The following is a 25,784-nucleotide window of genomic DNA, read 5'->3' on the forward strand; positions in this document are numbered from 1 at the left end:
CGGCAGGAGAAATGACCGTGCAGCAGGAGGCCGCAGTCGACGGCGAGGCACTCGAGGTCTGGATCGATCAGGAACTCTGTACCGGCGACGGGATCTGCGCCCAGTATGCGCCTGAGGTCTTTGAGCTGGACATCGACGGTCTGGCCTATGTGAAGAGCCCCGACGACGAGCTTTTGCAGGCCCCCGGCGCCACAACGCCCGTACCGCTGCCGCTTCTGCGCGATGTGACGGACTCCGCGAAGGAATGCCCGGGCGACTGCATCCATGTACGTCGGGTTTCGGACAAGGTCGAGATCTACGGCCCTGACGCGGAGTGACTCGCGAGGTACTCCGCGTCACCGACTGTCTGTTTCCTCACACCCTCCGCTGCGCGGAGGGTTTTCCTATGGTCCGGACGTCCGAAGGTGTGCTCACACACTCCGTGCTTCGGAGGGGGTCGATCGGACGAACACGTCGTCCTTCCACTGCCACTTGGCGCGGTCCTTCACGTCCGGGCAGCAACTCGGCACGTCGGACGAGGAGTAGCCGAGCAGCGTGGCGGTGACGACTCCGTCGCGCAGCGCGAAGTCCGTGACGCTCAGGCGGTCCTTGGGATCGACCAGAGTCGCGACGACGCGGGGTTTCTTAGCGCCATCGGCCTGGGTGAGGACGTAGACGCCGTTGGGCGGGGTGCCCGAGCCCGCGTCGCAGCGGACGACGGCCACGGTCTCCGGGCGGCCGTCGCCGTCGAGGTCTCCGGAGACCTTCTTCTGTACGAGGACCTTGGTGGGCCCGCACTCGATCGGGAAGTCGACACCGGCGGGGTCGGGCGCCGCGACGGCCGCCACCGATTTCGCCTCGGGGCCGGGCTGGGCCGCCCGCGCCGGGTCGGGCTGCAGGACGGAGGACAGCGCGACGACTCCGGCGATGGCGGTGGCCGTGGCGACCCACTGGATGGGGCTGGTGTGCGTGTGTGCCAGTTCCGGGACGGCGGATTGCTGCACTAGGAGTGTCTCCTGTGAGGGCTGTGCCGGTGGGGGTGTCCCGCATGGTGCCACACGTCACACTGCGGTGGAACGGCGGGGTCCGGACTTCTGGCAGCGCGTCAACAGAAAAGGGCTGTGGCCGAGTTCCCGGGCGATTTCGGGAACTCGGCCACATTTGTGGTGCGTTGGGTACGTCAGCGACAAGTGCGCGACGGGTGCGTCAGCGGGCCGTGCCGCCGTCGGCGTTGGGGCCGGCGTAGTCCTCGCCGTACGCGCCCTTGGCGGGGCGGCGGCGGCGCATGGGCGGCTCGACGCCGTCCGCGAGGCGGCGGGCGGTGAGCAGGAAGCCGGTGTGGCCGATCATCCGGTGGTCCGGACGGACGGCCAGGCCCTCGATGTGCCAGTTGCGGATCATCGACTCCCAGGCGGTCGGCTCGTTGAAGCAGCCGATCTCGCGGATGGACTCGACGGTCCGCGCGAGCTGCGTGGTGGTCGCGACGTAGCAGCACAGGATGCCACCCGGGACGAGCGCCTTGGAGACGGCCTCCAGGCACTCCCACGGGGCGAGCATGTCGAGGATGACGCGGTCGACGTCGGTGTCGCTCAGGTTGTCCTGGAGATCGCCGACGGTGAGCTGCCAGGCGGGGTGGGGGCCGCCGAAGTAGCGCTCCACGTTCTGCTGGGCGATCTCGGCGAAGTCCTCGCGGCGCTCGTAGGAGTGCAGCATTCCCTGGTCGCCGATGGCGCGCAGCAGGAAGCTGCTGAGCGAGCCGGAGCCCACGCCCGCCTCCACGACGCGTGCGCCGGGGAAGATGTCGGCGAAGGCCAGGATCTGCCCCGCGTCCTTGGGGTAGACCACGGCGGCGCCGCGGGGCATGGACAGGACGTAGTCGGGGAGCAGGGGGCGCAGCGCGAGATAGGCGACGTTCCCCGTGGTGCGGACAACGCTGCCCTCGGGAGCGCCGATCAGCTCGTCGTGCGGGAAGGAACCCTTGTGGGTGTGGAAGTTCTTCCCCGCTTCGAGCGTGAACGTGTAGTGGCGGCCCTTGGGGTCGGTCAGCTGAACCTGGTCCCCGACCTTGAAGGGCCCGCGCCTGCGGGCGGCACCGGTCGGTTCGGACATGTGACCAGCCTACCGGCAGCTGAAGGGGCCGCCGACCACTAGGAGGGGCGGGCCATCGCCTTCACGAAAGCGCGCTCCACGTCGGCCGCGGACAGGACTCCGTAGATCTCGCCGGACTCCTCCACCACCAGGTACTCGGTGGCCGGGGTCGCGCGCAGGACGTCCAGGAGCTCCTCGCCGGCGAGCTCGGCGGAGACGCGCATGCCGTCGGTGAGGTCCTGGGCGAGGCTGCTGACCGCGACCCACGGGCGGCGGTGCTCCGGTACGCCGACAATGGCGGCCTCCCGAACGAGGGAGAGCGGTTCGCCGTCGGCGTCGACCACGACCAGGGCCCGGGCGCCGGCGTCGTTCGCGCGGCGCAGGGCCTCCGAGAGCGGGGTGTTGGTCTCGACCGGGACCGCGCGGCGGGTGAGCGAGCGGGCGCGCAGCTCCGGCAGGTGTTCGCGCAGCCGGGCCATCCGGAGGCTGTTGCCGGCGCCGGTCCAGATGATCGCGGCGAGGATGGCGGCCAGCAGGGCGTCCGTGACGGTGTCCATGCCGCCGATGTTGTCCGGGGTGTCGCCGAGCGCTCCGGACTGGGTGAGCAGGGGCAGCCCGATCAGTACGGAGACGGCGAGGGCGCGGCCGAACCAGGCGGCGGCGATCGTCCCGCTCATCGGCCTGCCGGTGATCTTCCAGACGACGGCGCGGAGCATGCGGCCACCGTCGAGGGGCAGTCCGGGCAGCAGGTTGAAGGCGGCCACGATGAGGTTGGAGATCATCAGGCCGGCCAGCAGGACGCCCGGGACGGTGCCCGGCTCGACGCTCTGCAGGGCGAGATAGAAGAGGCCGGACAGAATGAGCGAGAGCAGCGGGCCGACGAAGGCCAGCACGAACTCCCGGCCCGGGGTCTCGGCCTCCTTCTCGATCTCCGAGACCCCACCGAAGAACTGCAGCTGAATCCGGCGCACCGGTAGCTTGAAGCGCAGGGCGGCGACGGTGTGGGCCAGCTCGTGGACGAGTACGGAGGCGTAGAAGGCCACCGCGAAGAAGAGGGAGACCAGGTAACGCGTGGCGCCGAGTTCCGGCAGCACACGGTCCAGCTGACCGCCGAACACCCAGGTGATCAGCGCGGCCACGAGGAACCAGCTGGGCGCTACATATACGGGTACACCGAAGGGCCGCCCCATGAGCAGCCCACCACCGGGCTCCCTGCCGCGCCGCGGCGGCCGTCCCCGGCCGGTGCCGGACTGGGCCAAGGTCCGGGCGGGCTCGGGTCCCGACCGCTCGGGGCCCGCCTGGACGAGGGTTTCCTCTGTGTCACCGGTGTCACCGGTGTCGGAGGGGGAGTCGTCCGGGCGACGCGGGTGCGACTCGGGTTCGTTCGAGGCATCGGTGGCCGTCTCGGCCTCTCCACCGGCGGGCCGGGCCTCGTCCGAGGCGTCGGGATCGGCATCGGACCGGGGCTCGGGATCGCCGGTGGGCTTCGGCCCGGTGGGGCGATCGTGCCGGGCCGGTCCGGGCCGCGTGGTATCCGCGGCCGGGCCCGTGGAGCCCTGGGGCCCCTCGTGGCGCTCGGTCGCTGCATCGGTACCGGACCGCGGCTGCCCGCTCCCGCCGCTCTCGTCCACGATGTCCCCTCGTTCGAAGCGTCTCCCGCCCCGATCATGCGGAGCAGGAGGGTCTGTGGTCGATGGTATGCGGCCGTCGCGACGCGTTCCGCCCCGGCACCCCCTCCGTTTTCCCCGCCTTCGCCCACGCTGCGGCTGGGTCACTGTCAGTGGCGGGCCGTAAGGTCTGTCGTCATGGAGACCAGCACCGAGGGCGTCGCGGAGCCGGGCAGCGACGACAGCGCCGGGGCGACCGTACCGGCAGAGCGGACACCACCCGTGGCGACCGAGCCGGCCGGAGCCGTCGCGACCGGGCCGACCGAAGCCGGCGAGGCCATAGCGGCCGCACCGGCCGTCGCGCCCGCCGTGCCGCCCTCGTCCCTGTCTCCCTCGCGTGCCAGTGACTTCATGCAGTGCCCCTTGCTCTACCGGTTCCGGGTGATCGACAAGCTGCCCGAGAAGCCGAGCGAGGCGGCGACGCGCGGCACGCTGGTGCACGCGGTCCTGGAGCGGCTCTTCGACGCACCGGCGACGGAGCGGACGGCGCCGCGCGCCAAGTCGTTGATCCCCGGGCAGTGGGACCGGCTGCGGGAGACGAAGCCGGACGTCGTGGAGCTGTTCGCCGACGACCCGGACGGCGAGCGGCTGGCGCGCTGGCTGACCGAGGCCGAGCAGCTGGTGGAGCGCTGGTTCACGCTGGAGGACCCGACCCGGCTCGAACCGGCCGAGCGGGAGTTGTTCGTCGAGGCGCAGCTCGACTCCGGGCTCAAGCTGCGCGGCATCATCGACCGGGTCGACGTGGCGCCGACGGGCGAGGTCCGGATCGTCGACTACAAGACGGGCAAGGCGCCCCGGCCCGAGTACGCCGAAGGCGCCCTGTTCCAGATGAAGTTCTACGCTCTCGTGGTGTGGCGGCTGAAGCGGGTGGTCCCGCGCCGGCTCCAGCTCGTCTATCTCGGCAGCGGTGACGTGCTGACGTACGACCCGGTGATCGCCGACCTGGAGCGGGTCGAGCGCAAGCTGCTCGCCCTGTGGGACGCGATCAGGCAGGCCACCGAGACGGGTGACTGGCGTCCCAGGCCCACCAAGCTGTGCGGCTGGTGCGACCACCAAGCGGTATGTCCTGAATTCGGCGGTACTCCCCCGCCGTATCCGCTCCCGGTCAGGGCGCCGGAGTCCGGTGGTGCCACGCAGGGCAGAATGGGGCCGGACTAGCGAAGGAGACTTACGTGGCCATCCGCGTCCTACTGGTCGACGACCAGCCGCTGCTGCGCACCGGCTTCCGGATGATCCTGGAAGCGGAGCAGGACCTTGCGGTCGTCGGCGAGGCCGGTGACGGTCTCCAGGCACTCGACCAAGTACGTGCCCTGCAACCCGATGTGGTTCTGATGGACATCCGTATGCCGCGGATGGACGGTGTCGAGGCGACCCGGCAGATCACCGGCCCCGGCCGGGACGGTCCGGCGAAGGTGCTCGTCCTGACCACCTTCGACCTCGACGAGTACGTGGTGGAGGCGCTGCGCGCGGGCGCCAGCGGCTTCCTCCTCAAGGACGCGCCCGCCAATGAGCTGGTGCAGGCGATCCGGGTGGTCGCGGCGGGCGAGGCGATGCTCGCGCCGAGCATCACGCGCCGGCTGCTCGACAAGTACGCGGGCCATCTGCCGTCCGGCGACGAGCCGGTTCCGGACACGCTGCACACGTTGACCGAGCGTGAGGTCGAGGTGCTGAAGCTGGTGGCGCGCGGACTGTCGAACGCTGAGATCGCGGCCGACCTGTTCGTCAGCGAGACCACGGTCAAGACGCATGTGGGGCACGTCCTGACCAAGCTGGGGCTGCGCGACCGGGTGCAGGCCGCGGTGTACGCGTACGAGAGCGGGTTGGTGCGCCCCGGCGCGCAGTAGCCCACCCACAGCACACACGTCGAGGGCGTCCCCTTCCGGAAGGGGACGCCCTCGACGTACGTACGGCGGGGTCAGCCCTTGCTGATCTCCCAGAAGCGGAACACGGTCGAGGCGTCGAGGCAGTACTCCAGGCCGTAGACGTTGTCGCGGACCACGGCGTACTGCTTGGCCTGCCAGATCGGGATGACCGGCAGCTCGTCGGCCACAAGGTCCTGCAGTGTGCCGTAGTCCGCGTCCGTCAAGGAGCGGTCGCTCTCGGCAGCCGTCTTCGGGATGAGCCGGCCGGTGATCGTGCTGTTGGTGAAGTTGTTGTTCAGTACGTTGCCCTTGCCGAAGAAGGGGGCCGTGAAGTTGTCCGGGTCCGGGTAGTCGGGCACCCAACCCTTCACATACACGCCGTACTTGCCCTTGGCGATGTCCGCCTCGTACCGGTCGAAGGCGACGGACTTCACGGTCGCGTCGAACAGCCCGCTGGCGTTGAGCTGCTTGGCGATCGCCTTGAACTCCGCGTCGGTGGACGGACCGTAGCGCGAGGGCGTCGACCAGAGGGTCAGCTTCACCTTGCCGGTGATGCCCTCGGCGCGCAGCGCGGCTTCGGCCTTGGGCTTCGAGGGGCGGGCGCCGTAGGTGTCGAAGAAGGACGTGTTGTGGCCAGTGATGCCGGCCGGGATGATCGAGTAGAGCGGCGTCGCCGTATCCTCGTAGACCTCATTGACCAGGGCGTCGCGGTCGAGCAGATAGGCGATGGCCTTGCGCACGCCGAGCTTGCCGGCGACCGGGTCGTCCATGTTGAAGACCAGGTGCTGCACCTCGGCGCTGCTGCCCTCGACGACGTTGATGCCCAGGCCGGTGGAAGCGTTGTTCTCGATGTCGGCGATGTCGTCGGCGGCGAGGCCTCTGTAGGCGACGTCGATCTGATTGCTGAGCAGGGCGTTCTTCAGGCCGGCCTGGTCGCCGTGGAAGAACTTCAGTTTCACGCCGGAGTTCTGCACCTTGGCGGTGCCCTTGTAGCTGTCGTTGACCGAGAAGACAGCCTGGTCCTTGCTGAAGGAGTCCAGCTTGTACGGGCCCGAGCCGACCGCCTCGCCGTCCCTGCGCAGTCCGTCGGCGGCGTACTGCTGGTGGTCCACGATCGAGCCGGCGCCGGAGGCGATCTTGCTCGGGAAGGTGGCGTCGGCGTACTTGAGGTGGAAGACGACGGTCTTGCCGTCCGGCGCGTCCACCGTGTCGAGCATCGGGAACATGATCGCGGGACCGGAGTCGTCGTTGATCTTCAGCATGCGGTCGAAGGAGAATTTCACGTCCTTCGAGGTGAGCGCGTCACCGTTGCTGAACTTCAGCCCGTCCTGCAGCGTGCACTTGTACACCTTGGTCTGGGTGTCCGTGAAGGCGCACTCCTTGGCGGCCTCGGGCTCCGGCTCGGTGCCGCTCTTGGGGAAGCTCAGCAACGACTGGAAGACGTTGTTGAACAACAGCCAGGAACCGGGGTCGTATCCGGACGCCGGGTCGGTGGCCAAGACGTCGTCGGACATCCCCATGACCACGGAGGAGCCACTGCCCCCGGAGTCGCCCGTCTCCGAGCCGCATCCGGTGAGCAGGCCGGAGGCCAGCCCCGCCACGATCGGCAGAACTGGCCACTGGTTGCGCATGTTCACGAGCATGTGCCTTGTCGTCGGGTCTCGAACCCCGGGGCCGTCCCGGCCCCGGGGTGGGGAGATCGGTCAGCCGATGCCGCGGCCGAGCTCCCACAGCTGGAGGGTCGAGGAGGAGTTGAGCGCCCACTCGGCACCGGTGATGTCGTCCCGCGCGGCGATGTACTGCTTACCCTGCCACAGCGGCAGCAGCGGGACGTCGTCGGCCACGATGTCCTGGATGTCGGTGAGGCTCTTCGACGCGGTGAGGCGGTCGGCCTCACGCCGGGACTCCGGGATCAGGTTGTTGATGATCTGCTTGTTCGTGTACGGCGACTTGAGGAAGTTGTCCTTGTCGAGGAACGGCGCGAGGTAGTTGTCGGCGTCCGGGAAGTCGGGGAACCAGCCCATGCCCCAGACGTCGTAGTCGCCCGCCCGCTCGGCCGGGACGAACTTGTCCCAGGTCGTGCCCGTGATGCTGACGTCGAACAGACCGCTGGCGTTGAGCTGCTTCTTCAGCACCTCGAACTCCTGCTTGGTCGCCGAGCCGTAGTGGTCGGTCGTGTAGTGCAGGGTGACCTTGACCGGGGTGGTGATGTTGGCTCCCGTCAGCAGCGACTTGGCCTTGCTGACGTTCGGGTCCCCGTACTTGTTGAAGAACGAGTTGGAGTGGCCGGTGATGGTGGCCGGGACCAACGAATAGAGCGGCTCGGCCTGCGAGCCGTACACCTTGGCGACGAGTTCGCCGCGGTTGACGATCTGCGCCATGGCCTGGCGGACGGCCCGGGTCTTCACCGTCGGAGCGTCGGTGTTGAAGGCCAGGTAGCGAATCTCCAGGCCGGACATCTCGACCAGGTTGATGTTGCTGTCCGTGGCACTGCCGAGCTTGTTGATCTGGTCCGGCGTCATCGAGCGGGTCATCAGGTCGATGTCGCCCTTTTCGAGCGCGGTGCCCATGTCGGCGGCGCTCTCGAAGGAGCGCATCTCGACCTTGGAGTTCTTCACCTTCAACTGACCCTTGTAGTTCGGGTTCTTGGTGAAGACGGCCTTGACCATCGCGTCGTCCTTGACCTCGGACTCGAGGGTGTACGGGCCGGAGCCGTCCACGGCGAAGCCCTCGCGGAGCTTGCCCTTCTCGTAGTCCTTGGGGTTCACGATGCCGGCCACCGGGGTCGACAGCTTGAACGGGAAGGTGGCGTCCGCGGTCTTGAGGTGGAAGATCACCTCGCGGTCGCCCCGCGTCTCGACGGTGTCGACGGTGGACAGCAGGGCGAACACGCCACTGTCGGCCTTGAGTGACAGCGCGCGGTCGATCGAGAACTTGACGTCCTTCGCCGTAACGGGGTCGCCGTTCGAGAACTTCAGGTCCTTGCGCAGTGTGCAGGCGTAGCGCTCGTTGCCGGTATCGGTGAAGCCGCACCTCTCGGCGGCCTCGGGCTCCGGCTCACCGTCGCCACGCGGCTGGACCATCAGGGTCTGCACGGTCTGGCGGAGAATGTTCCAGGTGCCGACGTCGTACGCGTACGCCGGGTCGAGGGGAGCCGGGGCAGACTTCGTCGCTTTGAACCCGTCCGTGGTGCCGACAACGATGGCATCGCCGCTGTTGCTCCCACTGTCCGACCCACCACAGGCGGCGAGCACAGGGGCGAGCAGGCCGACCACGGCCGGCAGCACCAAAGTCTTGCGGTTCATGCTCGAGTTTCTCCAGAGCTGTCGAGTCCGTGTACCCGGCATGCAGGGGTGTCGCTGCGGATCACGGGGGTTGTGGCGATGTTCTCGCGATGAGATTAGTCCGCACCACCAGGACGGCTCACAGGGACCGGAGTCGGGTTTCCATCACGCTGCGAAACCGGGCGCGGACGCACCGATAACCCGACAGCGGAAGGATTCGTACAGCGTTCCACCAATCGGGACACAAGGACACGTCCATCACCCCCGAAAGGGGGGCAACTGCACACGTCGCCCCGGATGTCGACCGCCTGTCGAGTGATGAACGTCACACCCTCAACTGGGTTGGCAAGTACCGGAATTCGGCCATCCGGCGGCGATCGAATTCCCCGCGGCAACCCTCTCCCGCTTTTCCGTGCATTCGGCTATGCACGCTGGGTGAACGTCTAGCGCATTTGCGTCATCAAGCCGCGCAGAAAAGGCAGGTCGACCTCTTCGAGAGACGTCACCACCGTGCGCCGGGCGGCCGGGGCGATGGGCGCGACCGAGGGTACGGCGACCACCTGGCAGCCCGCGGCCTCGGCGGCGGCGACGCCCGTCGCGGTGTCCTCGACGACGGCGCACCTGGCCGGAAGCGCGCCGAGCCCGGAGGCCGCGAGCAGATACGGGTCGGGGAACGGCTTGGTCCGCTCCACCTCGTCGCCCGCGACGGTCAGGGCGAAGTACTGGGGGCCGATCGAGCTCAGGATGCGGTCGATGATCCGCCGGTGCGAGGCGGAGACCAGGGCGGTGGGGATCTCGTGCGCCGCCAGTTCGGCGAGGAGTCTGGCCGCGCCCGGCATCAGCGGCAGCGAGCGGCCGATACGGTCCTCGAAACCGTCGTTGAGCAGCACGGTCAGCTCGGCGAGCGGGATGTCGGCTCCGGTGGCCTCGATGAGGAATCCGGCACTGCGGGTCATGGGACCGCCGACCACCACATGGCGCCAGGACTCGTCGAGGACGTGGCCGAGGGACCTGAAGACCTCGACCTCGACGTCCCACCAGAAGCCCTCGGTGTCCACCAGGGTGCCGTCCATGTCGAGGAGTACGGCCTCCAGGGCAGAGCCTTCGGCCGTACGGGTACCGAGCGCGGGGACCGTACTGGTCATCCGGGCGCACCTCCTTGAGGGACGATCAGGCCGGTTGCCCTTTTTTGGGAAAGGGACAACCGGCCTGCAGTGGACCGACCAGTGTACGACTTATCCGATCAGCGCGCGTGCCCATACTTCTCAGGGCGCGTCGCGGTACGTCTCGGAGCACGTCGACGTGCCTTTCTCGGCGCCGTCGGCGTACCACCCATCGTCCGTCGCCGTAGGTCTCAGCGCGCGTTGAAGTACTTCGCCTCCGGGTGGTGGATCACGATCGCGTCCGTGGACTGCTCCGGGTGGAGCTGGAACTCCTCGGAGAGGTGGACGCCGATGCGCTCCGGCTCGAGGAGGCGGGCGATCTTGGCCCGGTCCTCCAGATCGGGGCAGGCTCCGTAGCCGAGCGAGAAGCGGGCGCCGCGGTACTTGAGGTCGAACATGTCCTCGATGGCGGCCGGGTCCTCACCGGCGAAGCCCAGCTCGGAACGCACGCGCGCGTGCCAGTACTCGGCCAGCGCCTCCGCCAACTGCACCGACAGGCCGTGCAGTTCGAGGTAGTCGCGGTACGAGTTCGATTCGAAGAGCTTGGCGGTCTCCTCGCCGATGCGAGAGCCCACGGTGACGACCTGGAGGCCGACGACGTCCCGCTCGCCGGACTCCTCCGGCCGGAAGAAGTCGGCCAGGCAGAGCCGGCGGCCACGGCGCTGGCGCGGGAAGGTGAAGCGGGTGCGCTCGTTGCCCTGTTCGTCCAGGATGATCAGGTCGTCGTCCTTGGACACGCACGGGAAGTAGCCGTAGACCACGGCCGCCTCCAGCAGATTCTCCGTCTGCAGCTTGTCCAGCAGCCCGCGCAGCCGCGGCCGACCCTCGGTCTCGACCAGTTCCTCGTACGTCGGCCCGTCGCCCGTGCGGGCCTGCTTGAGGCCCCACTGCCCCTTGAACAGGGCGCCCTCGTCCAGCCAGGAGGCGTACTCCTTGAGCTGGATGCCCTTGATGACGCGGGTGTCCCAGAACGGCGGCTTGGGCACGGGATTGTCGACGGCGACGTCGGAGCGGACGTGGCCCTCCTCGGGGCGCTCCTCGACCACCGTGTCGGCCGCGGCGCGCACCCGGCGCTGCTTCAGTTCGGGGAGCACCGCTCCGGGCACCCCGCGCTTGACCCCGATCAGCGCGTCCATCAGGCGCAGGCCCTCGAAGGCGTCCCGGGCGTAGCGGACTTCGCCCTGGTAGATCTCGTACAGGTCCTGCTCGACGTACGCCCGGGTCAGCGCCGCTCCGCCGAGGATGACGGGGTAGTCGGCCGAGAGTCCGCGCTGGTTCAGCTCCTCCAGGTTCTCCTTCATGATCACCGTGGACTTGACCAGGAGCCCGGACATGCCGATGACGTCGGCCCGGTGCTCCTCGGCGGCTTCCAGGATCGCGGAGACCGGCTGCTTGATGCCGAGGTTGACGACGTTGTAGCCGTTGTTGGACAGGATGATGTCGACGAGGTTCTTGCCGATGTCGTGCACGTCACCGCGCACGGTGGCGAGCACGATGGTGCCCTTGCCCTCGGCGTCCGACTTCTCCATGTGCGGTTCGAGGTAGGCGACGGCCGACTTCATGACCTCGGCGGACTGGAGCACGAACGGCAGCTGCATCTGGCCGGAGCCGAACAGCTCGCCGACGACCTTCATGCCGTCGAGGAGGGTCTCGTTGACGATGTCGAGCGCGGGGCGGTCCTGGAGCGCCGCGGCGAGGTCGGCGTCGAGGCCGTTCTTCTCGCCGTCGATGATCCGCCGCTTGAGCCGCTCGTCCAGCGGAAGCGCGGCCAGTTCCTCCGCCTTGCCCGCCTTCAGCGACTTGGTGGTGGCTCCCTCGAACAGGGCCATCAGCTTCTGCAGCGGGTCGTACCCCTCGGCGCGACGGTCGTAGATGAGGTCCAGAGCCGTCTGTACCTGCTCCTCGTCGAAGCGGGCGATCGGCAGGATCTTCGAGGCGTGCACGATCGCCGAGTCCAGCCCCGCCTTGACGCACTCGTCCAGGAAGACCGAGTTGAGCAGGATGCGGGCGGCCGGGTTGAGACCGAAGGAGATGTTCGACAGACCGAGCGTGGTCTGCACGTCCGGGCGGCGGCGCTTCAGCTCGCGGATCGCCTCGATCGTCGCGATGCCGTCCTTGCGGGACTCCTCCTGCCCCGTACAGATGGTGAAGGTCAGGGCGTCGATGAGGATGTCCGACTCGTGGATGCCCCAGTTCGTCGTCAGGTCCTCGATCAGCCGCTCGGCGATGGCGACCTTGGTCTCGACGGTGCGGGCCTGGCCCTCCTCGTCGATGGTCAGCGCGATCAGCGCGGCGCCGTGTTCCCGGGCCAGGCGGGTGACCTTGGTGAAGCGCGACTCCGGGCCGTCGCCGTCCTCGTAGTTGACCGAGTTGATGACCGCGCGGCCGCCGAGCTTCTCCAGGCCCGCCCGGATGACGTCCACCTCGGTGGAGTCCAGAACGATCGGCAGCGTGGAGGCGGTGGCGAAGCGCCCGGCCAGCTCCTCCATGTCGGCCACGCCGTCACGGCCCACGTAGTCGACGCACAGGTCGAGCATGTGCGCGCCCTCGCGGATCTGGTCGCGGGCCATCTCCACGCAGTCGTCCCAGCGCCCGTCCAGCATGGCCTCGCGGAACTTCTTCGACCCGTTGGCGTTGGTGCGCTCACCGATCGCCATGTAGGCGGTGTCCTGGCGGAACGGGACGGTCTGGTAGAGGGAGGCGGCGCCGGGCTCGGGCTGCGGGTGCCGTTCGGGGGGCGTGACCCCGTTGACGCGCTCGACGACCTGGCGCAGGTGCTCGGGCGTCGTACCGCAGCAGCCGCCGATGAGGGAGAGGCCGTAGTCGCGTACGAAGTTCTCCTGGGCGTCGGCCAGCCCCTCCGCGTCGAGCGGGAAGTGGGCGCCGTCCTTGGTGAGGACCGGCAGACCGGCGTTCGGCATGCACAGCAGGGGAATGCGGGAGTGGCGGGTGAGGTAGCGCAGGTGCTCGCTCATCTCCGCCGGACCCGTCGAGCAGTTCAGGCCGATCATGTCGATGCCGAGCGGTTCGAGGGCGGTCAGCGCGGCCCCGATCTCGGATCCGAGAAGCATCGTGCCGGTCGTCTCGAAGGCCATCGAGACGAGCAGCGGGATGTCGACGCCGGTCGCCTCCATGGCGCGCCGGGCGCCCAGGACCGAGGACTTCGTCTGGAGCAGGTCCTGGGTGGTCTCGACGATCAGGGCGTCCGCGCCGCCGGCGATCAGGCCCTCGGCGTTCGCCTGGAATCCGTCGCGCAGGGTTCCGTAGCCGACGTGACCGAGGGTCGGCAGCTTCGTACCGGGGCCGATGGAGCCCAGGACCCAGCGCTGGCGACCGTCACGGGCGCCGAACTCGTCCGCGACCTCGCGGGCGATGCGGGCCCCCGACTCGGAGAGCTCGAAGACACGGTCGGCGATGTCGTACTCGGCCATCGCGGAGTGGTTGGCCCCGAACGTGTTCGTCTCGACGCAGTCGACGCCCACCTCGAAGTACGCCTCGTGGACGGAGCGGACGATGTCGGGGCGGGTGAGGTTCAGGATCTCGTTGCAGCCTTCGAGGTTCTCGAAGTCCTCCAACGTAGGGTCCTGCGCCTGGAGCATCGTGCCCATCGCGCCGTCGGCCACCACCACACGGGTGGCGAGGGCCTGGCGGAGTGCGTCGATGCGCCTTCGGCTCTCGGCAAGCTCGGACGAAAGGGACGGGTTCGGCGACGAGGCCATGAAGGTGCTCCCTGGAGTGCGACGGCTGTCGGCTTTGCGCTTCCCATGGAAGGCGCACGCCGTCAGGGTAGCCCGGAGCACGCGGAAGGGTCAGGGGCGTCCACGGGGCGGACGGGCGTGGCGCGTGCGACCGCGGAGTGAAGACGGATGCAACACATGACGGCCACCCATTAGCGGGAGGTTGGCAACGACCGGTAGTGTTCGACATTGCCGAACGGCGGCAGTGAGTCGCGCGCCGGCGGTCGAAGGGGACGGAGGCAGCACGGGGATGGCACGGAACATCCAGTCGCTCGAACGGGCGGCGGCGATGCTGCGGTTGCTCGCGGGCGGGGAGCGGCGGCTCGGCCTGTCGGACATCGCCTCCTCGCTGGGCCTGGCCAAGGGTACGGCCCACGGCATACTGCGCACCCTCCAGCAGGAGGGCTTCGTCGAGCAGGACACCGCCTCGGGGCGCTATCAGCTGGGCGCCGAGCTGCTGCGGCTGGGAACGACGTACCTGGATGTGCACGAGCTGCGGGCGCGCGCCCTGGTGTGGACCGACGACCTGGCCCGTTCCAGCGGTGAGAGCGTCTATCTGGGCGTACTGCACCAGCAGGGCGTCCTGATCGTGCACCACGTGTTCCGGCCCGACGACAGCCGCCAGGTCCTGGAGGTCGGGGCCATGCAGCCGCTGCACTCCACGGCATTGGGCAAAGTCCTGTCGGCGTACGACCCGGTCGCGCACAGCGAGGTCGTGGAGGCCGAGCGCAAGGCGTTCACGCCGCGCACGATCAGCGAGCTCGACGAGTTCGAAGGCGTGCTCGACCTGACGCGGGCGCGCGGGTACGCGGACGACGTCGAGGAGACCTGGACGGGGGTCGCGTCGATCGCCGCGCCCATCCACAACCAGCGGCGGATGCCGGTCGGCGCGGTGGGCATCACGGGGGCCGTGGAGCGGGTCCGCACGAACGGGGAGCTGCGCCCCGACCTCATCGCGGCGGTACGCGACTGCGCCCGCGCGGTGTCACGGGATCTGGGCGCCGGGCGGTTCTGAACCCACGTACACCCACGCACCCACTCACTCCCACGTACGCCCCCGCCCGCACGTACGTCCACAGGCCGGCACGTCATCGACGTGCCGGCCTTTCGCATGCCTCCCGCGACCACGAAAAGTGCCCGGTCGCACGCGGTGCGCCGCCGCCTCAAGATCGATAACTCGCGGCGATCAGTAACGATCCTGTTTTCGATTACAGAGCCCTTGACGAGCTGGTAACGCGGAAGCAAGACTCCCGTCCATCGGTCGACATTGTCGAACACCTACCGGCAATACGCGCTAGAGTGTGCAAAGCCAAGGGCCGATATCGCTCTCACTCCCCGAGAGCACGAACCACCGGAGGGACCCGGGGTTCGGCTTCCCCTGGACGAAGGACAAAGGAGTCGCGGGTGTCCAGCTCCGACATCTTCATCGGCGAGACCATCGGTACCGCCGTACTCATCCTGCTGGGCGGTGGCGTCTGCGCCGCCGTCACACTGAAGGCCTCCAAGGCGCGCAACGCCGGATGGCTCGCCATCACCTTCGGGTGGGGCTTCGCGGTACTGACCGCGGTCTACATCTCGGCGCCCCTCTCGGGTGCGCACCTCAACCCGGCCGTGACGCTCGCGCTCGCGATCAAGGACAACGACTACAGCAACGTCGCCACCTACTTCGCCGGTCAGCTGCTCGGCGCCATGATCGGTGCCACGCTGGTCTGGGTCGCCTACTACGGTCAGTTCCACGCACACCTCACCGACCGCGAGATCGTCGGCGGTCCGGGTGCGCAGGCCACCAAGACCAAGGCCGTCGAGGCCCAGGAGACCGGCGCGGGCCCCGTGCTCGGTGTCTTCTCCACCGGCCCCGAGATCCGCAATGTGCTGCAGAACCTCGCCACCGAGATCATCGGCACCATCGTGCTCGTTCTCGCGGTCCTCACCCAGGGCCTGAACGACAACGGCAACGGCCTGGGCACCCTGGGTGCCCTGATCACCGCCCTCGTGGTGGTCAGCATCGGCCTCTCTCTGGGCGGCCCGACGGGCTACGCGATCAACCCGGCCCGTGACCTCGGTCCGCGCATCGTGCACGCCCTGCTCCCCCTGCCCAACAAGGGTGGTTCCGACTGGCGCTACGCCTGGATCCCGATCGCCGGTCCGCTCATCGGCGGCGCGGTCGCGGCAGGCATATACAACGTCGCCTTCGCCTGAGAGAAACCGCTGAGAGCAAGGCCTCCCCAAGCCGTACGTCTCACAGCACCACTCCTCACAGCACAGCGCCGTAAATAGAGCCCTTCCATACGGAACTACCAGGAGCACACCGTGACCGACGCACACACCGCCGGCCCCTTCATCGCCGCGATCGACCAGGGCACCACCTCGTCGCGCTGCATCGTCTTCGACCGCGACGGACGCATCGTCTCCGTCGACCAGAAGGAGCACGAGCAGATCTTCCCGAAGCCGGGCTGGGTCGAGCACAACGCCGCCGAGATCTGGACCAACGTCCAGGAGGTCGTCGCCGGTGCCATCGAGAAGGCCGGCATCACCCGCGACGACATCAAGGCCATCGGCATCACCAACCAGCGTGAGACCACGCTGCTGTGGGACAAGAACACCGGTGAGCCCGTCCACAACGCCCTCGTCTGGCAGGACACCCGCACCGACGCGCTCTGCAAGGAGCTCGGCCGCAACGTCGGCCAGGACCGCTTCCGCCGCGAGACGGGCCTCCCGCTCGCCTCGTACTTCGCCGGTCCGAAGGCCCGCTGGCTGCTGGACAACGTCGAGGGCCTGCGCGAGCGCGCCGAGGCGGGCGACATCCTCTTCGGCACCATGGACACCTGGGTCATCTGGAACCTGACCGGTGGTGTCAACGGCGGCAAGCACGTCACCGACGTGACCAACGCCTCCCGCACCATGCTGATGAACCTGCACACCATGGAGTGGGACGACAAGATCGCCGAGTCCATCGGCGTCCCGCTGGCGATGCTGCCGGAGATCCGCTCGTCCGCCGAGGTGTACGGCGAGATCACCGGCGGCAAGCTGGGTGACCTGCTCGGCGGCATCCCGGTCGCCTCCGCGCTCGGCGACCAGCAGGCGGCCCTGTTCGGCCAGACCTGTTTCTCCGAGGGCGAGGCCAAGTCCACGTACGGCACCGGCACCTTCATGCTGATGAACACCGGTGACAAGATCATCAACTCGTACAGCGGGCTGCTGACCACCGTGGGCTACCGAATCGGCGAACAGGCGCCGGTCTACGCCCTGGAGGGCTCCATCGCCGTCACCGGTTCGCTGGTGCAGTGGATGCGCGACCAGATGGGCCTGATCAAGTCCGCCGCCGAGATCGAGACGCTCGCGTCCTCGGTCGAGGACAACGGCGGCGCCTACTTCGTGCCGGCCTTCTCCGGTCTGTTCGCCCCGTACTGGCGCTCCGACGCCCGCGGTGTGATCGCCGGTCTGACCCGGTACGTCACCAAGGCGCACATCGCGCGCGCCGTTCTGGAGGCCACCGCCTGGCAGACCCGTGAGATCACCGACGCCATGACGAAGGACTCCGGCGTCGAGCTCGCGGCCCTCAAGGTCGACGGCGGCATGACCTCCAACAACCTGCTGATGCAGACCCTGGCCGACGTCCTGGACGCCCCCGTGGTGCGCCCGATGGTCGCCGAGACCACCTGCCTCGGCGCTGCCTACGCCGCCGGTCTCGCCGTCGGCTTCTGGTCCAACACCGAGGACCTGCGCGCCAACTGGCGCCGGGCCGCGGAGTGGACCCCGAACATGGCCGCGGAGACCCGCGACCGTGAGTACAAGAGCTGGCTCAAGGCCGTCGAGCGGACCATGGGCTGGATCGAGGACGAGGAGTAAGAACCCGCATGACCAGTCAAGCCACCCTGCAGTCCGTGCCTGCCCTCGGTACGCACCCGGCCTCCGGCTCCAACCCGAGCCGCGCCGAGACCCGGGAGCAGCTTTCCAAGGCGACGTACGACCTCCTCGTCATCGGCGGCGGCATCCTGGGCATCTCCACCGCCTGGCACGCCGCGCAGTCCGGGCTGCGGGTGGCTCTGGTCGACGCCGGCGACTTCGCCGGCGCCACCTCTTCCGCCTCCTCCAAGCTTCTCCACGGCGGTCTGCGCTACCTGCAGACCGGCGCGGTGAAGCTGGTGGCGGAGAACCACTTCGAGCGCCGTGCGGTCTCCCGCCAGGTGGCCCCCCACCTGGCGAACCCGCTCACGTTCTACCTCCCCGTGTACAAGGGCGGTCCGCACGGCGCTGCGAAGCTCGGAGCGGGCGTCTTCGCCTACTCCGCCCTGTCGGCGTTCGGCGACGGCGTGGGTCACCTGCTCAGCCCCTCGAAGGCCGCGCAGGACGTGCCCGAGCTGCGCACCGACAACCTGAAGGCCGTGGCCGTGTACGGCGACGACCAGATGAACGACTCCCGGATGGCCCTGATGACGGTCCGCGCGGCCGTCGAGTCCGGCGCCGTCGTCCTCAACCACGCCGAGGTCACCGGCCTGCGCTTCACCAAGGGCCGGGTCACGGGTGCGGACCTCAAGGACCGCACCAACGGCGAGGAGTTCGGCGTCAACGCGCGCCTCGTGCTCAACGCCACCGGCCCCTGGGTCGACCACCTGCGCAAGATGGAGGACCCGAACTCGGCGCCGTCCATCCGCCTGTCGAAGGGCGCGCACCTGGTCCTGAAGCGCACCTCCCCCTGGAAGGCCGCGCTCGCCACCCCGATCGACAAGTACCGGATCACTTTCGCCCTCCCGTGGGAGGACATGCTGCTGCTCGGCACGACCGACGAGGAGTACGAGGGGGAGCCGGGCGAGGTCGCGGTCAACGAGCAGGACATAGCCCAGATCCTGGACGAGGCCGCGTTCTCCATCCGGGACCAGCAGCTCTCGCGTGACCTGATCACGTACTCCTTCGCGGGTCTTCGTGTGCTGCCGGGCGGTCCCGGTGACACGTCGAAGGCCAAGCGCGAGACGGTCGTCACGGAAGGCCGTGGCGGGATGCTGTCCGTCGCGGGTGGCAAGTGGACCACCTTCCGGCACATCGGCCGCACCGTCATGAAGAAGCTGGAGGCCCTGCCGGGCCACCCGCTGGGCGAGGACTTCGAGCCGATCTCCGAGCTGCCGAAGAAGCTCCCGCTTCCCGGCGTCGCGAACCCGCGCGCGGTCGCCCACCGCCTGCTCGTCGACGGCCCGGCGCCCGGCCCGCGCATGGCGGCGGACACCGCGAAGCACCTGGCCACGCACTACGGTTCGCTGGCCTTCGACATCGCCCGGCTGGCGAACGACAACCCGGAGCTGGGCGAGCGTGTCCACCCGGACGCGCCGGAGATCTGGGCGCAGGTCGTCTACGCCCGGGACAACGAGTGGGCCCAGACGGCCGACGACGTGCTGCGTCGCCGTACGACGCTGACGATCCGCGGGCTTGCCACGGACGAGGTGCGGGGCAAGGTGCAGGACCTGCTCGACAAGAAGTAGGCATCCGGCGGCACTGGAGGGGCGGTTCCCACGGAGGGAGCCGCCCCTCGTCGACGGCAGGGTCCTGATGCGGGACCGGGCGCTCCCGACGCTCGACGAGGCGGCGGCCCTGGCGGCCTGGCCGACCTGGCGGCCCTCACCTGATCCAACATCGGCTTCTCTGCCCCGTTCAGCCCACTGAACCCCCATAATGGCGTGAGACATCGGATGTCTGAACGACAGGGAGGCCCGCCATGGCAGTCACCGATGAGGCGATCGAGAAGATCAAGGGAATGATCGTCTCCGGCGCGCTGCGCCCCGGCGACCGGCTGCCCAAGGAGAGCGAGCTCGCGGCCGAACTGGGACTGTCCCGCAATTCCCTGAGGGAGGCCGTTCGCGCCCTGTCGCTCATCCGCATCCTGGACGTACGGCAGGGCGACGGCACCTATGTCACCAGCCTGGATCCGCAACTTCTGCTGGAGGCGCTGAGCTTCGTCGTCGACTTCCACCGCGACGACACCGTGCTGGAATTCCTCGCGGTGCGCCGGATCCTGGAGCCCGCCGCCACGGCGATGGCGTCCTCGCGCATCAGCGAGCAGCAACTGGACGCGCTGACCGCCCAGTTGGACGCCCTCGGCGCGGCGCCCTCGGTGGAGGAGCTCGTCGCCTGCGACCTGGAGTTCCACCGGGGCATCGTGCAGAGCTCCGGCAACTCGGTGCTGTGCTCCCTCCTCGACGGCCTCTCCGGACCCACCACTCGGGCCCGCATCTGGCGCGGTCTGACCCAGGAGGACGCGGTCAGCCGCACCCTGCACGAGCACCGGGCGATCATCGCGGCGCTGCGGGACCGCGACGCGGAGGCGGCCCGCTCCTGGGCCACCGTCCACATCGCCAGCGTGGAGCAGTGGTTGCGCTCGACGCTGTAGTCCCCGGGGAAGGCTCGTGGTCCGCTGGACATCTCAGTCCTGCTTCTCGCCGCTCGCGAACCGCAAGATCACCAGTGCCACGATGATGATCGCCCCGTTGAGGAACTGGTTCCACAGCGCGGGCACCCCGCCCAACGTCATGACATTCACGACGGGTTGCAGGGTCAGTACGCCGGTCAGCGCGCCGAAGAGGGTGCCCCGGCCGCCCGACGATGTACGGGCGCAGCGCCTCGATCGCCGCGGCCACGACCTCGTTGCCGCGGCCGATGGTGAAGCAGAAGCCGTGGCCTTCCGATCCATCGGAGGTCTGCAGGACCAGATAGGCGGTGGGTAATCCGGATCCGGATTCATCGCGTCCGAGCCGTCGAGCTGCTCCGAAGTGGGAAAACGGATGTCGTGCACCTCGAAGCCGGTGACGGTCTCGTCCATGCGTGCCCCTCGTCGCCCACTGAACATCGGACCTCTCGCGGTCATCCGACGTATAGCGCGGCCCCACGACAACGTCCAGGGCCCTCGGTGAAGTTGCCCCGGGACAGCTCGGACGACTGAGGGGTGGCCCAGGGTGGCGATCAAGAGTGTTTCCGGGCCCTCGGCGGGGCAGTGATCCGTTCACTCCCCCGTGCAAGGGGGCTGCGGAGGCCCCCTCGGAACGCCGTAAGGTTGGGGCGTACGCGAGGGCACGTCGGAAGGAGGCGCTGGGTGATCGAGCTGGAGGGGGTTCCCGAGCTGATCGACCCAGTCATGGTGGCCGCGTTCGAAGGCTGGAACGACGCCGGCGACGCCGCCTCCACCGCGGTCGCGCATCTGGACAGGGAGTGGAAGGGCGAGGTGTTCGCGGCGCTGGACGCCGAGGACTACTACGACTTCCAGGTGAATCGCCCCACGGTGTGGCTGGACGGCGGCGTACGCAAGATCACGTGGCCGACCACGCGGCTGTCGGTGGTCCGGGTCGGCGGCGAGAAGCCGCGCGACCTGGTGCTGGTCCGCGGTATCGAGCCGTCGATGCGCTGGCGCTCGTTCTGCAACGAACTGCTCGGCTTCGCGCACGAGCTGGGTGTCGAGCTGGTGGTGATCCTGGGCGCCCTGCTCGGTGACACCCCGCACACGCGTCCGGTGCCGGTCAGCGGGGTCACCTCCGATCCCGATCTGGCCCGCACCATGGATCTGGAGGAGACCAAGTACGAGGGCCCCACGGGCATCGTCGGCATCCTCCAGGAGGCGTGCACACACGCGGGCGTACCGGCCGTGTCGTTGTGGGCGGCCGTACCGCACTATGTCTCGCAGCCGCCCAACCCGAAGGCGACGCTGGCCCTCCTCAACCGCCTGGAGGACCTCATCGACCTGCGCATTCCGCTGGGCGAGCTGCCCGAGGACGCGCGCGCCTGGCAGCTCGGCGTCGACCAGCTGGCCGCCGAGGACAGCGAGGTCGCCGAGTACGTGCAGACGCTCGAGGAGGCCCGGGACACCGCCGAGCTGCCCGAGGCGTCCGGCGAGGCGATCGCCCGCGAGTTCGAGCGCTATCTGCGCAGACGGGACGGCAGCGGTCCGGCGGCGGGGGCCGGGGGCCACGCCACGGAGAGCGGCGACACCGCCTCGTACCTCCGCGACAGCCCCAGCGGCCGCACCCGGCCGCCGAAGCCGCAGCGGCCGGAGACGGACGCCGGGTCCGAGGCCGACACCGGACCCGACACTGAGGCCGACACCGGACCCGATGCCGACAGCCGGGAGAGCGGCTCCGAGGACTCCTCGGAGGACTGAACCAGCAGGGGCGGTGCGCGTCGTGCACACCGCCCCTGAATCATCGGAGGCCCGTCAGACCCGGTCCACCGTCACCACGTCGTACTCGGTGTCCGGCGTCGGCTCGACGTCGAAGCGGGCGTTCGGCAGATACAGCCGGTCGCCCCACGCCGCGACCGTCGTCGGGATCCTGAAGCCCGGGTCGGTGATCCGGGCGATCGCCGTGCCCTTGGTGCCGGAGGCGTTCAGGCGGAAGACGTCGATCAGGTTCTGTTGCTGCTGAACGGCGTAGAGGGTGCGGCCGAGGAGCAACAGGCCGTCTCCGTTGGGGAGTTCGGACCCTCCCAGGTCCACGGCGGTGGCCACCCCGGTCCGCGGGTCCACCCGCATGAGTCCGCCGCCGCCCGCGACCGTGTTCACCACGAGCAGCGCGCGGCCGTCGGGCGTGCGCTCGATACCGTTGGCGGTGAAGTCGGGGCCCTGTTCCCAGTCTCCGGTGAGCGGCACGGTCGTGACGGCTCCGGGCTCGCCGTGTTCGCCGAGCGCGAGCCGGTAGAGCTTCGCCTGGTAGGAATCGGTGAACCAGGCGGCGTCCGGCGTGAGGATCACGTCATTCACGAAGGTGCCCCCGATGGCGTACACCTTCTCGATCTCGCCGCTGCGCGCGTCGACCGTACGCAGCTCGCCGCTCGTGCCGCCGGCGAGGAAGAGCCTGCCGTGACGGCCGATCTTGAGGCCCACGGTGGGGTGTTCGGCCCCGAGGCCCTTGCTGACGACGGCCCCGCGCCCGGTGTGCAGGCTCGCGCGGTAGATGTCGCCGTTCGCGAGCGACCCGAAGTACGCGCATGGGGCGGAGCCGATGGTGATGCCCTCGGGCTGGAAGCCGTTGGGCAACGGGAATCGGGTGGGCCGACGTTGTCCGGCCGCGTGGGCGGTGCCGCCCAGCAGCGCCGCTCCTCCCAGCGCGGCGGTCGCGGTGAGCAGTCTTCGACGTGCGAAGGAACGGTGCATGGAGCGTCCTTCCGCAGGGGGCCGGCTCAGGTCGGCCCAGGGGTCAACAGCCGCTGCCACCCCATCACATGACATACGCCCCCGCAGCCTTTGGCCGGATTGCTACGTGACATCTGTTTCAAGACGGATTGCACAGGGTTCCCCATTCAACTTGTTTTCAAACCAAGTTGGCGAAGACGGGGTGGACGAGTCGCCGTGGGCGTGCCAGGTTGTGCCCCGAAGGCGCGGCCCGGGGACGGGACATGGCACCGCGTCGTTCCGCGACAGAGCACCGCAAGGACTCATGGCACGGCAATGAACAGGGCACGGCAGTAGGCAGGCACGGCAGAGCACACCCATGGACCGGCACCCGCATGGACCGAAGGGAGCGGTACGCGATGACCGACCAGGTACAGCCGGCGCAGGGCCCGGGAACGTCCGGGCCGGGGCCCGACGGAGCGGGATTCACCTACCGAGGAGCCGAGCAGGAGCTGATCGTCGTCGCACGCCCCGAGGCCCGGCTCCGCGCCCGGGCCGAGGGCGTCCGCTCGGCGGTGGGCGCCGACGTATCGGCCCTCAACATGTTCCTCAGCGACGAACAACTCACCCTGGAACCGCTGTTCGGCAGCGAGGAGCGACTCCAGCAGTCGCAGCAGCAGTCCGCGGCGGCGGGCACCGAGAGCGGACCCGACCTCGCACTCTTCTACCGGGTGCGCGGCGTCGAGAGCCGCGCCCAGGAACTGCGCTCCCGGATCGCCGCACTGCCGGAGATCGACACGGCGTACGTGAAGCCCGGCGCCGTACCCGCCTCCGTGGGGTCGGTGGGGTGGACCGAGGAGAGCGCAGACGACAGCCGGCGGGTGAAGGAAGGGGCGCCCGTCACCCCCGACTTCACCAGCCGCCAGGGCTATTTGCGCCCGGCGCCCGAGGGCATCGACGCGTACTGGGCCTGGCAGCGGCCGGGCGGTACGGGCCAGGGCGTGACGGTGATCGACGTGGAGGGCGCCTGGCAGCTCGGGCACGAGGACCTGGCCGCGAAGCTCGCCGGCGTCGTCGTCGGCACCCCGCTGACGGACCTCGCCTGGCGCAACCACGGCACGGCTGTCATCGGGGTGATCGGCGGCGACCGCAACGAGTACGGCATCACCGGCATCGTGCCGGACGCCGTGACCGCGGCCGCGTCCTTCCAGGGCATCGGCACGGCGGCCGCGATCCACGCGGCGGCCGACCGGCTCGGCCCCGGCGACATCCTCCTGATCGAACTGCACGCCCCAGGACCGCGGTTCGACTTCGAACAGCGCGACGACCAGCAGGGCTACACAGCGATCGAGTGGTGGCCGGACAACTTCGCGGCCATCCGGTACGCGACCGCCAAGGGCGTCGTCGTGGTGGCGGCCGCCGGAAACGGCGCCGAGTCGCTCGACGACGCCGTGTACGAGCGCCGCCCCGCCGAGTTCCCCGAGTGGTGGCGCAACCCCTTCAACCCCTCCAACCAGTCCTCCGGCGCGGTCCTGGTCGGCGCGGGCGCACCGCCGCCCGGCACGCACGGCCGCGACCACGGCCCGGACCGCTCACGGCTCGCGTTCTCCAACTACGGGGCACGCGTGGACGCGCAGGGCTGGGGACGCGAGGTCACGACCACCGGCGGCTTCTGGGACCGGCCCGGCGATCTGCAGGGCGGTGCCGAGGAGATCGGCTGGTACACGGACACGTTCTCCGGGACCTCCTCCGCCTCCCCGGTGGTGGTCGGCGCTCTGGCCGCGCTGCAAGGCATGCTCAAGGCGGCGGGCCAGGAACCGATGTCCCCGGAGCGTGCGCGCGCGGTGCTGCGGGCCACGGGCTCCCCGCAGCAGGACGCGCCGGGCCGACCCGCATCCCAGCGGATCGGCAACCGGCCGGACATCAAGGCAGCGGTCACCCATCTGCTGCCGGAAGCGGTCGGCTCGGGCCAGGCCGAGCGGTACTGGGACGAGCTGCTGCCGTATCCGCGTGAACTCCCGCCCAGGCTCCGGTTGTACGTGTCCGGCGCCTGGCGCAACCTCAACAACCCGTCCCCCGAGATCCGTCAGGCGGTGCACACCGCGTTCGCGGGGGGACGGCCCGACGTACGTGTCTGGTTCTCGGACGACGAGATCGTCGGCCTGGTGATCACGGGCTGACCGTCAAAGGCCGACCGTCACGGGCTGACCATGGCGGGCCGACCGTCACGGGCCGAGGGAACCCAACCAATGCTCAACCAATGAGGGAAGGTGGCACCCGCATGAGCACCACCCCGCAGATGAGCCAACTGGGACAGCAGCAAGGACAGCACATGGGCCAGCAGGGCCCGACCACGGCACCTCCGCAGCAGTTCGGGCAGCAGCAGGGCATCGGCCAGCAGCAGCCGTTCGGGCAGCAGATGCAGCAGCCGTACGGTCAGCAGGGCATCGGCCAGCAGCAGAATCCGTCGCAACAGATGCCGCAGCAGATTCCGCCGCATCTGCAGCAGCAGCTCCAGCAGCTCGGTCAGCAGCAGCCCTTCCAGCAGCTGCTCCAGCAGCTCGGCGGGCAGCAGCAACAGCAGCTGGGCCAGCCGCTGGTCCTGCCGAGCGCTGTCGAGAGCCAGGCACTGGTGAGTGGCGTGGCCACGCGGTTCTGGGACGTCGTCACGCCGCTCCCGGGCCAGCCGTCGATCCTCTACCTGCTCATCAACAACGTGTGGCACGGCCTGGTCAACCCCAACCAGGTGACGCATGACGAGGTCCAGGAAGCCTTCGCCTACGGGCAGCAGGTCATCGGGATCTACGACTCCACCAGCGGCGCCATCCAGGCCGTCATCGTGAACAAGTAGCGGCGGACGGCTCCTCGTACAGAGGGCGCCGGGCGGGTGAGAACCCGCCCGGCGCCCGGCCGTTGCTG

The 25,784-nt window shown here is 69.2% G+C and carries 19 protein-coding genes and 2 pseudogenes; 11 read left to right on the top strand and 10 right to left on the bottom strand.

Translation table 11 applies throughout. The annotated features are described in order from the left end of the window. Window positions 1–11: 11 nt before the first annotated feature. The gene (locus OG390_RS10400; RefSeq protein WP_406166877.1) at window positions 12–317 is read left to right on the top strand and encodes a ferredoxin; all 306 of its coding nucleotides are present in this window, start codon (window positions 12–14) and stop codon (window positions 315–317) included. 93 nt (window positions 318–410) lie between these two features. On the opposite strand, the gene OG390_RS10405 is transcribed toward OG390_RS10400, so the two are convergent. The 3 genes from OG390_RS10405 to OG390_RS10415 all read right to left on the bottom strand — a co-directional run bounded on the left by OG390_RS10405 (window position 411) and on the right by OG390_RS10415 (window position 3,698). Then, entirely contained in the window at window positions 411–983 is a 573-nt protein-coding gene (locus OG390_RS10405) for a hypothetical protein (RefSeq protein ID WP_406166879.1), read from the bottom strand. Window positions 984–1,185: 202 nt separating this feature from the next. Continuing rightward, on the bottom strand, window positions 1,186–2,088 hold the full coding sequence (locus tag OG390_RS10410) for a tRNA (adenine-N1)-methyltransferase (protein ID WP_339128330.1): 903 nt from the start codon (window positions 2,086–2,088) through the stop codon (window positions 1,186–1,188). Between the two features lie 38 nt (window positions 2,089–2,126). Next, window positions 2,127–3,698, bottom strand: coding sequence for a site-2 protease family protein (locus tag OG390_RS10415; RefSeq protein WP_406166881.1), 1,572 nt, complete (start codon window positions 3,696–3,698; stop codon window positions 2,127–2,129). Window positions 3,699–3,872: 174 nt separating this feature from the next. On the opposite strand from OG390_RS10415, the gene OG390_RS10420 reads away from it, so the two are divergent. Further along, complete coding sequence (locus tag OG390_RS10420) at window positions 3,873–4,892, top strand: RecB family exonuclease (RefSeq protein WP_406166883.1); 1,020 nt, start codon at window positions 3,873–3,875, stop codon at window positions 4,890–4,892. A gap of 14 nt (window positions 4,893–4,906) precedes the next feature. Beyond that, the gene (locus tag OG390_RS10425) at window positions 4,907–5,578 is read left to right on the top strand and encodes a response regulator transcription factor (RefSeq protein WP_010988071.1); all 672 of its coding nucleotides are present in this window, start codon (window positions 4,907–4,909) and stop codon (window positions 5,576–5,578) included. A gap of 71 nt (window positions 5,579–5,649) precedes the next feature. Here the strand turns inward: OG390_RS10425 and OG390_RS10430 are convergent, their stop codons facing one another. The 4 genes from OG390_RS10430 to metH all read right to left on the bottom strand — a co-directional run bounded on the left by OG390_RS10430 (window position 5,650) and on the right by metH (window position 13,762). Continuing rightward, window positions 5,650–7,233 carry an ABC transporter substrate-binding protein gene (locus OG390_RS10430; protein ID WP_406177600.1) on the bottom strand — a complete coding sequence of 528 codons (1,584 nt, stop codon included), beginning with the start codon at window positions 7,231–7,233 and terminating at the stop codon, window positions 5,650–5,652. Window positions 7,234–7,299: 66 nt separating this feature from the next. Next, window positions 7,300–8,901 carry an ABC transporter substrate-binding protein gene (locus OG390_RS10435; RefSeq protein WP_406166885.1) on the bottom strand — a complete coding sequence of 534 codons (1,602 nt, stop codon included), beginning with the start codon at window positions 8,899–8,901 and terminating at the stop codon, window positions 7,300–7,302. A 422-nt stretch (window positions 8,902–9,323) separates the two neighbouring features. Continuing rightward, window positions 9,324–10,025, bottom strand: coding sequence for an HAD family hydrolase (locus tag OG390_RS10440; RefSeq protein ID WP_406166887.1), 702 nt, complete (start codon window positions 10,023–10,025; stop codon window positions 9,324–9,326). Between the two features lie 209 nt (window positions 10,026–10,234). Further along, window positions 10,235–13,762: a methionine synthase gene (gene metH, locus OG390_RS10445; RefSeq protein ID WP_406166889.1), complete on the bottom strand. Its 3,528-nt coding sequence runs from the start codon at window positions 13,760–13,762 to the stop codon at window positions 10,235–10,237. A gap of 268 nt (window positions 13,763–14,030) precedes the next feature. Between metH and OG390_RS10450 the strand changes: the two genes are divergently transcribed. From OG390_RS10450 to OG390_RS10470, 5 genes are all read left to right on the top strand, one after another. Then, window positions 14,031–14,795 (top strand): IclR family transcriptional regulator, encoded by a 765-nt coding sequence (locus tag OG390_RS10450; RefSeq protein WP_406166891.1) that lies wholly within the window; start codon window positions 14,031–14,033, stop codon window positions 14,793–14,795. 389 nt (window positions 14,796–15,184) lie between these two features. Continuing rightward, the gene (locus OG390_RS10455) at window positions 15,185–15,979 is read left to right on the top strand and encodes an MIP/aquaporin family protein (RefSeq protein ID WP_399076664.1); all 795 of its coding nucleotides are present in this window, start codon (window positions 15,185–15,187) and stop codon (window positions 15,977–15,979) included. Between the two features lie 111 nt (window positions 15,980–16,090). Beyond that, a complete protein-coding gene (glpK, locus tag OG390_RS10460) occupies window positions 16,091–17,629 on the top strand; it encodes a glycerol kinase GlpK (protein WP_406166893.1) in 1,539 nt (512 codons plus the stop codon). A gap of 8 nt (window positions 17,630–17,637) precedes the next feature. Beyond that, window positions 17,638–19,254, top strand: a complete 1,617-nt coding sequence (locus OG390_RS10465; RefSeq protein ID WP_406166895.1) for an FAD-dependent oxidoreductase — start codon at window positions 17,638–17,640, stop codon at window positions 19,252–19,254. Between the two features lie 233 nt (window positions 19,255–19,487). After that, entirely contained in the window at window positions 19,488–20,159 is a 672-nt protein-coding gene (locus OG390_RS10470) for a FadR/GntR family transcriptional regulator (protein ID WP_399076672.1), read from the top strand. A 33-nt stretch (window positions 20,160–20,192) separates the two neighbouring features. On the opposite strand, the pseudogene OG390_RS10475 reads toward OG390_RS10470, so the two are convergent. Both OG390_RS10475 and OG390_RS10480 read right to left on the bottom strand, forming a co-directional pair. Beyond that, window positions 20,193–20,366: pseudogene (locus tag OG390_RS10475) on the bottom strand (ABC transporter permease); the annotation flags it as partial. Further along, window positions 20,359–20,588: pseudogene (locus tag OG390_RS10480) on the bottom strand (fuconate dehydratase); the annotation flags it as partial. The pseudogenes OG390_RS10480 and OG390_RS10475, both read right to left, overlap by 8 nt. Before the next feature lie 270 nt (window positions 20,589–20,858). On the opposite strand from OG390_RS10480, the gene OG390_RS10485 reads away from it, so the two are divergent. Next, the gene (locus OG390_RS10485) at window positions 20,859–21,917 is read left to right on the top strand and encodes a PAC2 family protein (RefSeq protein ID WP_406166897.1); all 1,059 of its coding nucleotides are present in this window, start codon (window positions 20,859–20,861) and stop codon (window positions 21,915–21,917) included. A 54-nt stretch (window positions 21,918–21,971) separates the two neighbouring features. On the opposite strand, the gene OG390_RS10490 is transcribed toward OG390_RS10485, so the two are convergent. Next, window positions 21,972–22,907: an SMP-30/gluconolactonase/LRE family protein gene (locus OG390_RS10490; RefSeq protein WP_406166899.1), complete on the bottom strand. Its 936-nt coding sequence runs from the start codon at window positions 22,905–22,907 to the stop codon at window positions 21,972–21,974. Window positions 22,908–23,284: 377 nt separating this feature from the next. Between OG390_RS10490 and OG390_RS10495 the strand changes: the two genes are divergently transcribed. Then, the gene (locus tag OG390_RS10495) at window positions 23,285–25,045 is read left to right on the top strand and encodes a S8 family serine peptidase (RefSeq protein WP_406166901.1); all 1,761 of its coding nucleotides are present in this window, start codon (window positions 23,285–23,287) and stop codon (window positions 25,043–25,045) included. Between the two features lie 101 nt (window positions 25,046–25,146). Next, complete coding sequence (locus OG390_RS10500) at window positions 25,147–25,716, top strand: hypothetical protein (RefSeq protein ID WP_406166903.1); 570 nt, start codon at window positions 25,147–25,149, stop codon at window positions 25,714–25,716. Window positions 25,717–25,784: the final 68 nt, after the last annotated feature.

It is taken from the genome of Streptomyces sp. NBC_00996 (assembly GCF_045162675.1).
Classification (GTDB): domain Bacteria; phylum Actinomycetota; class Actinomycetes; order Streptomycetales; family Streptomycetaceae; genus Streptomyces.

Excerpts from the sequence above, each read along its gene's own strand:
- OG390_RS10400 (WP_406166877.1), top strand. The coding sequence starts at position 12 with ATGACCGTGCAGCAGGAGGCCGCAGTCGACGGCGAGGCACTCGAGGTC.
- OG390_RS10410 (WP_339128330.1), bottom strand. The coding sequence starts at position 2,088 with ATGTCCGAACCGACCGGTGCCGCCCGCAGGCGCGGGCCCTTCAAGGTC.
- OG390_RS10420 (WP_406166883.1), top strand. The coding sequence starts at position 3,873 with ATGGAGACCAGCACCGAGGGCGTCGCGGAGCCGGGCAGCGACGACAGC.
- OG390_RS10435 (WP_406166885.1), bottom strand. The coding sequence starts at position 8,901 with ATGAACCGCAAGACTTTGGTGCTGCCGGCCGTGGTCGGCCTGCTCGCC.
- OG390_RS10440 (WP_406166887.1), bottom strand. The coding sequence starts at position 10,025 with ATGACCAGTACGGTCCCCGCGCTCGGTACCCGTACGGCCGAAGGCTCT.
- metH (WP_406166889.1), bottom strand. The coding sequence starts at position 13,762 with ATGGCCTCGTCGCCGAACCCGTCCCTTTCGTCCGAGCTTGCCGAGAGC.
- OG390_RS10450 (WP_406166891.1), top strand. The coding sequence starts at position 14,031 with ATGGCACGGAACATCCAGTCGCTCGAACGGGCGGCGGCGATGCTGCGG.
- OG390_RS10465 (WP_406166895.1), top strand. The coding sequence starts at position 17,638 with ATGACCAGTCAAGCCACCCTGCAGTCCGTGCCTGCCCTCGGTACGCAC.
- OG390_RS10470 (WP_399076672.1), top strand. The coding sequence starts at position 19,488 with ATGGCAGTCACCGATGAGGCGATCGAGAAGATCAAGGGAATGATCGTC.
- OG390_RS10490 (WP_406166899.1), bottom strand. The coding sequence starts at position 22,907 with ATGCACCGTTCCTTCGCACGTCGAAGACTGCTCACCGCGACCGCCGCG.
- OG390_RS10495 (WP_406166901.1), top strand. The coding sequence starts at position 23,285 with ATGACCGACCAGGTACAGCCGGCGCAGGGCCCGGGAACGTCCGGGCCG.
- OG390_RS10500 (WP_406166903.1), top strand. The coding sequence starts at position 25,147 with ATGAGCACCACCCCGCAGATGAGCCAACTGGGACAGCAGCAAGGACAG.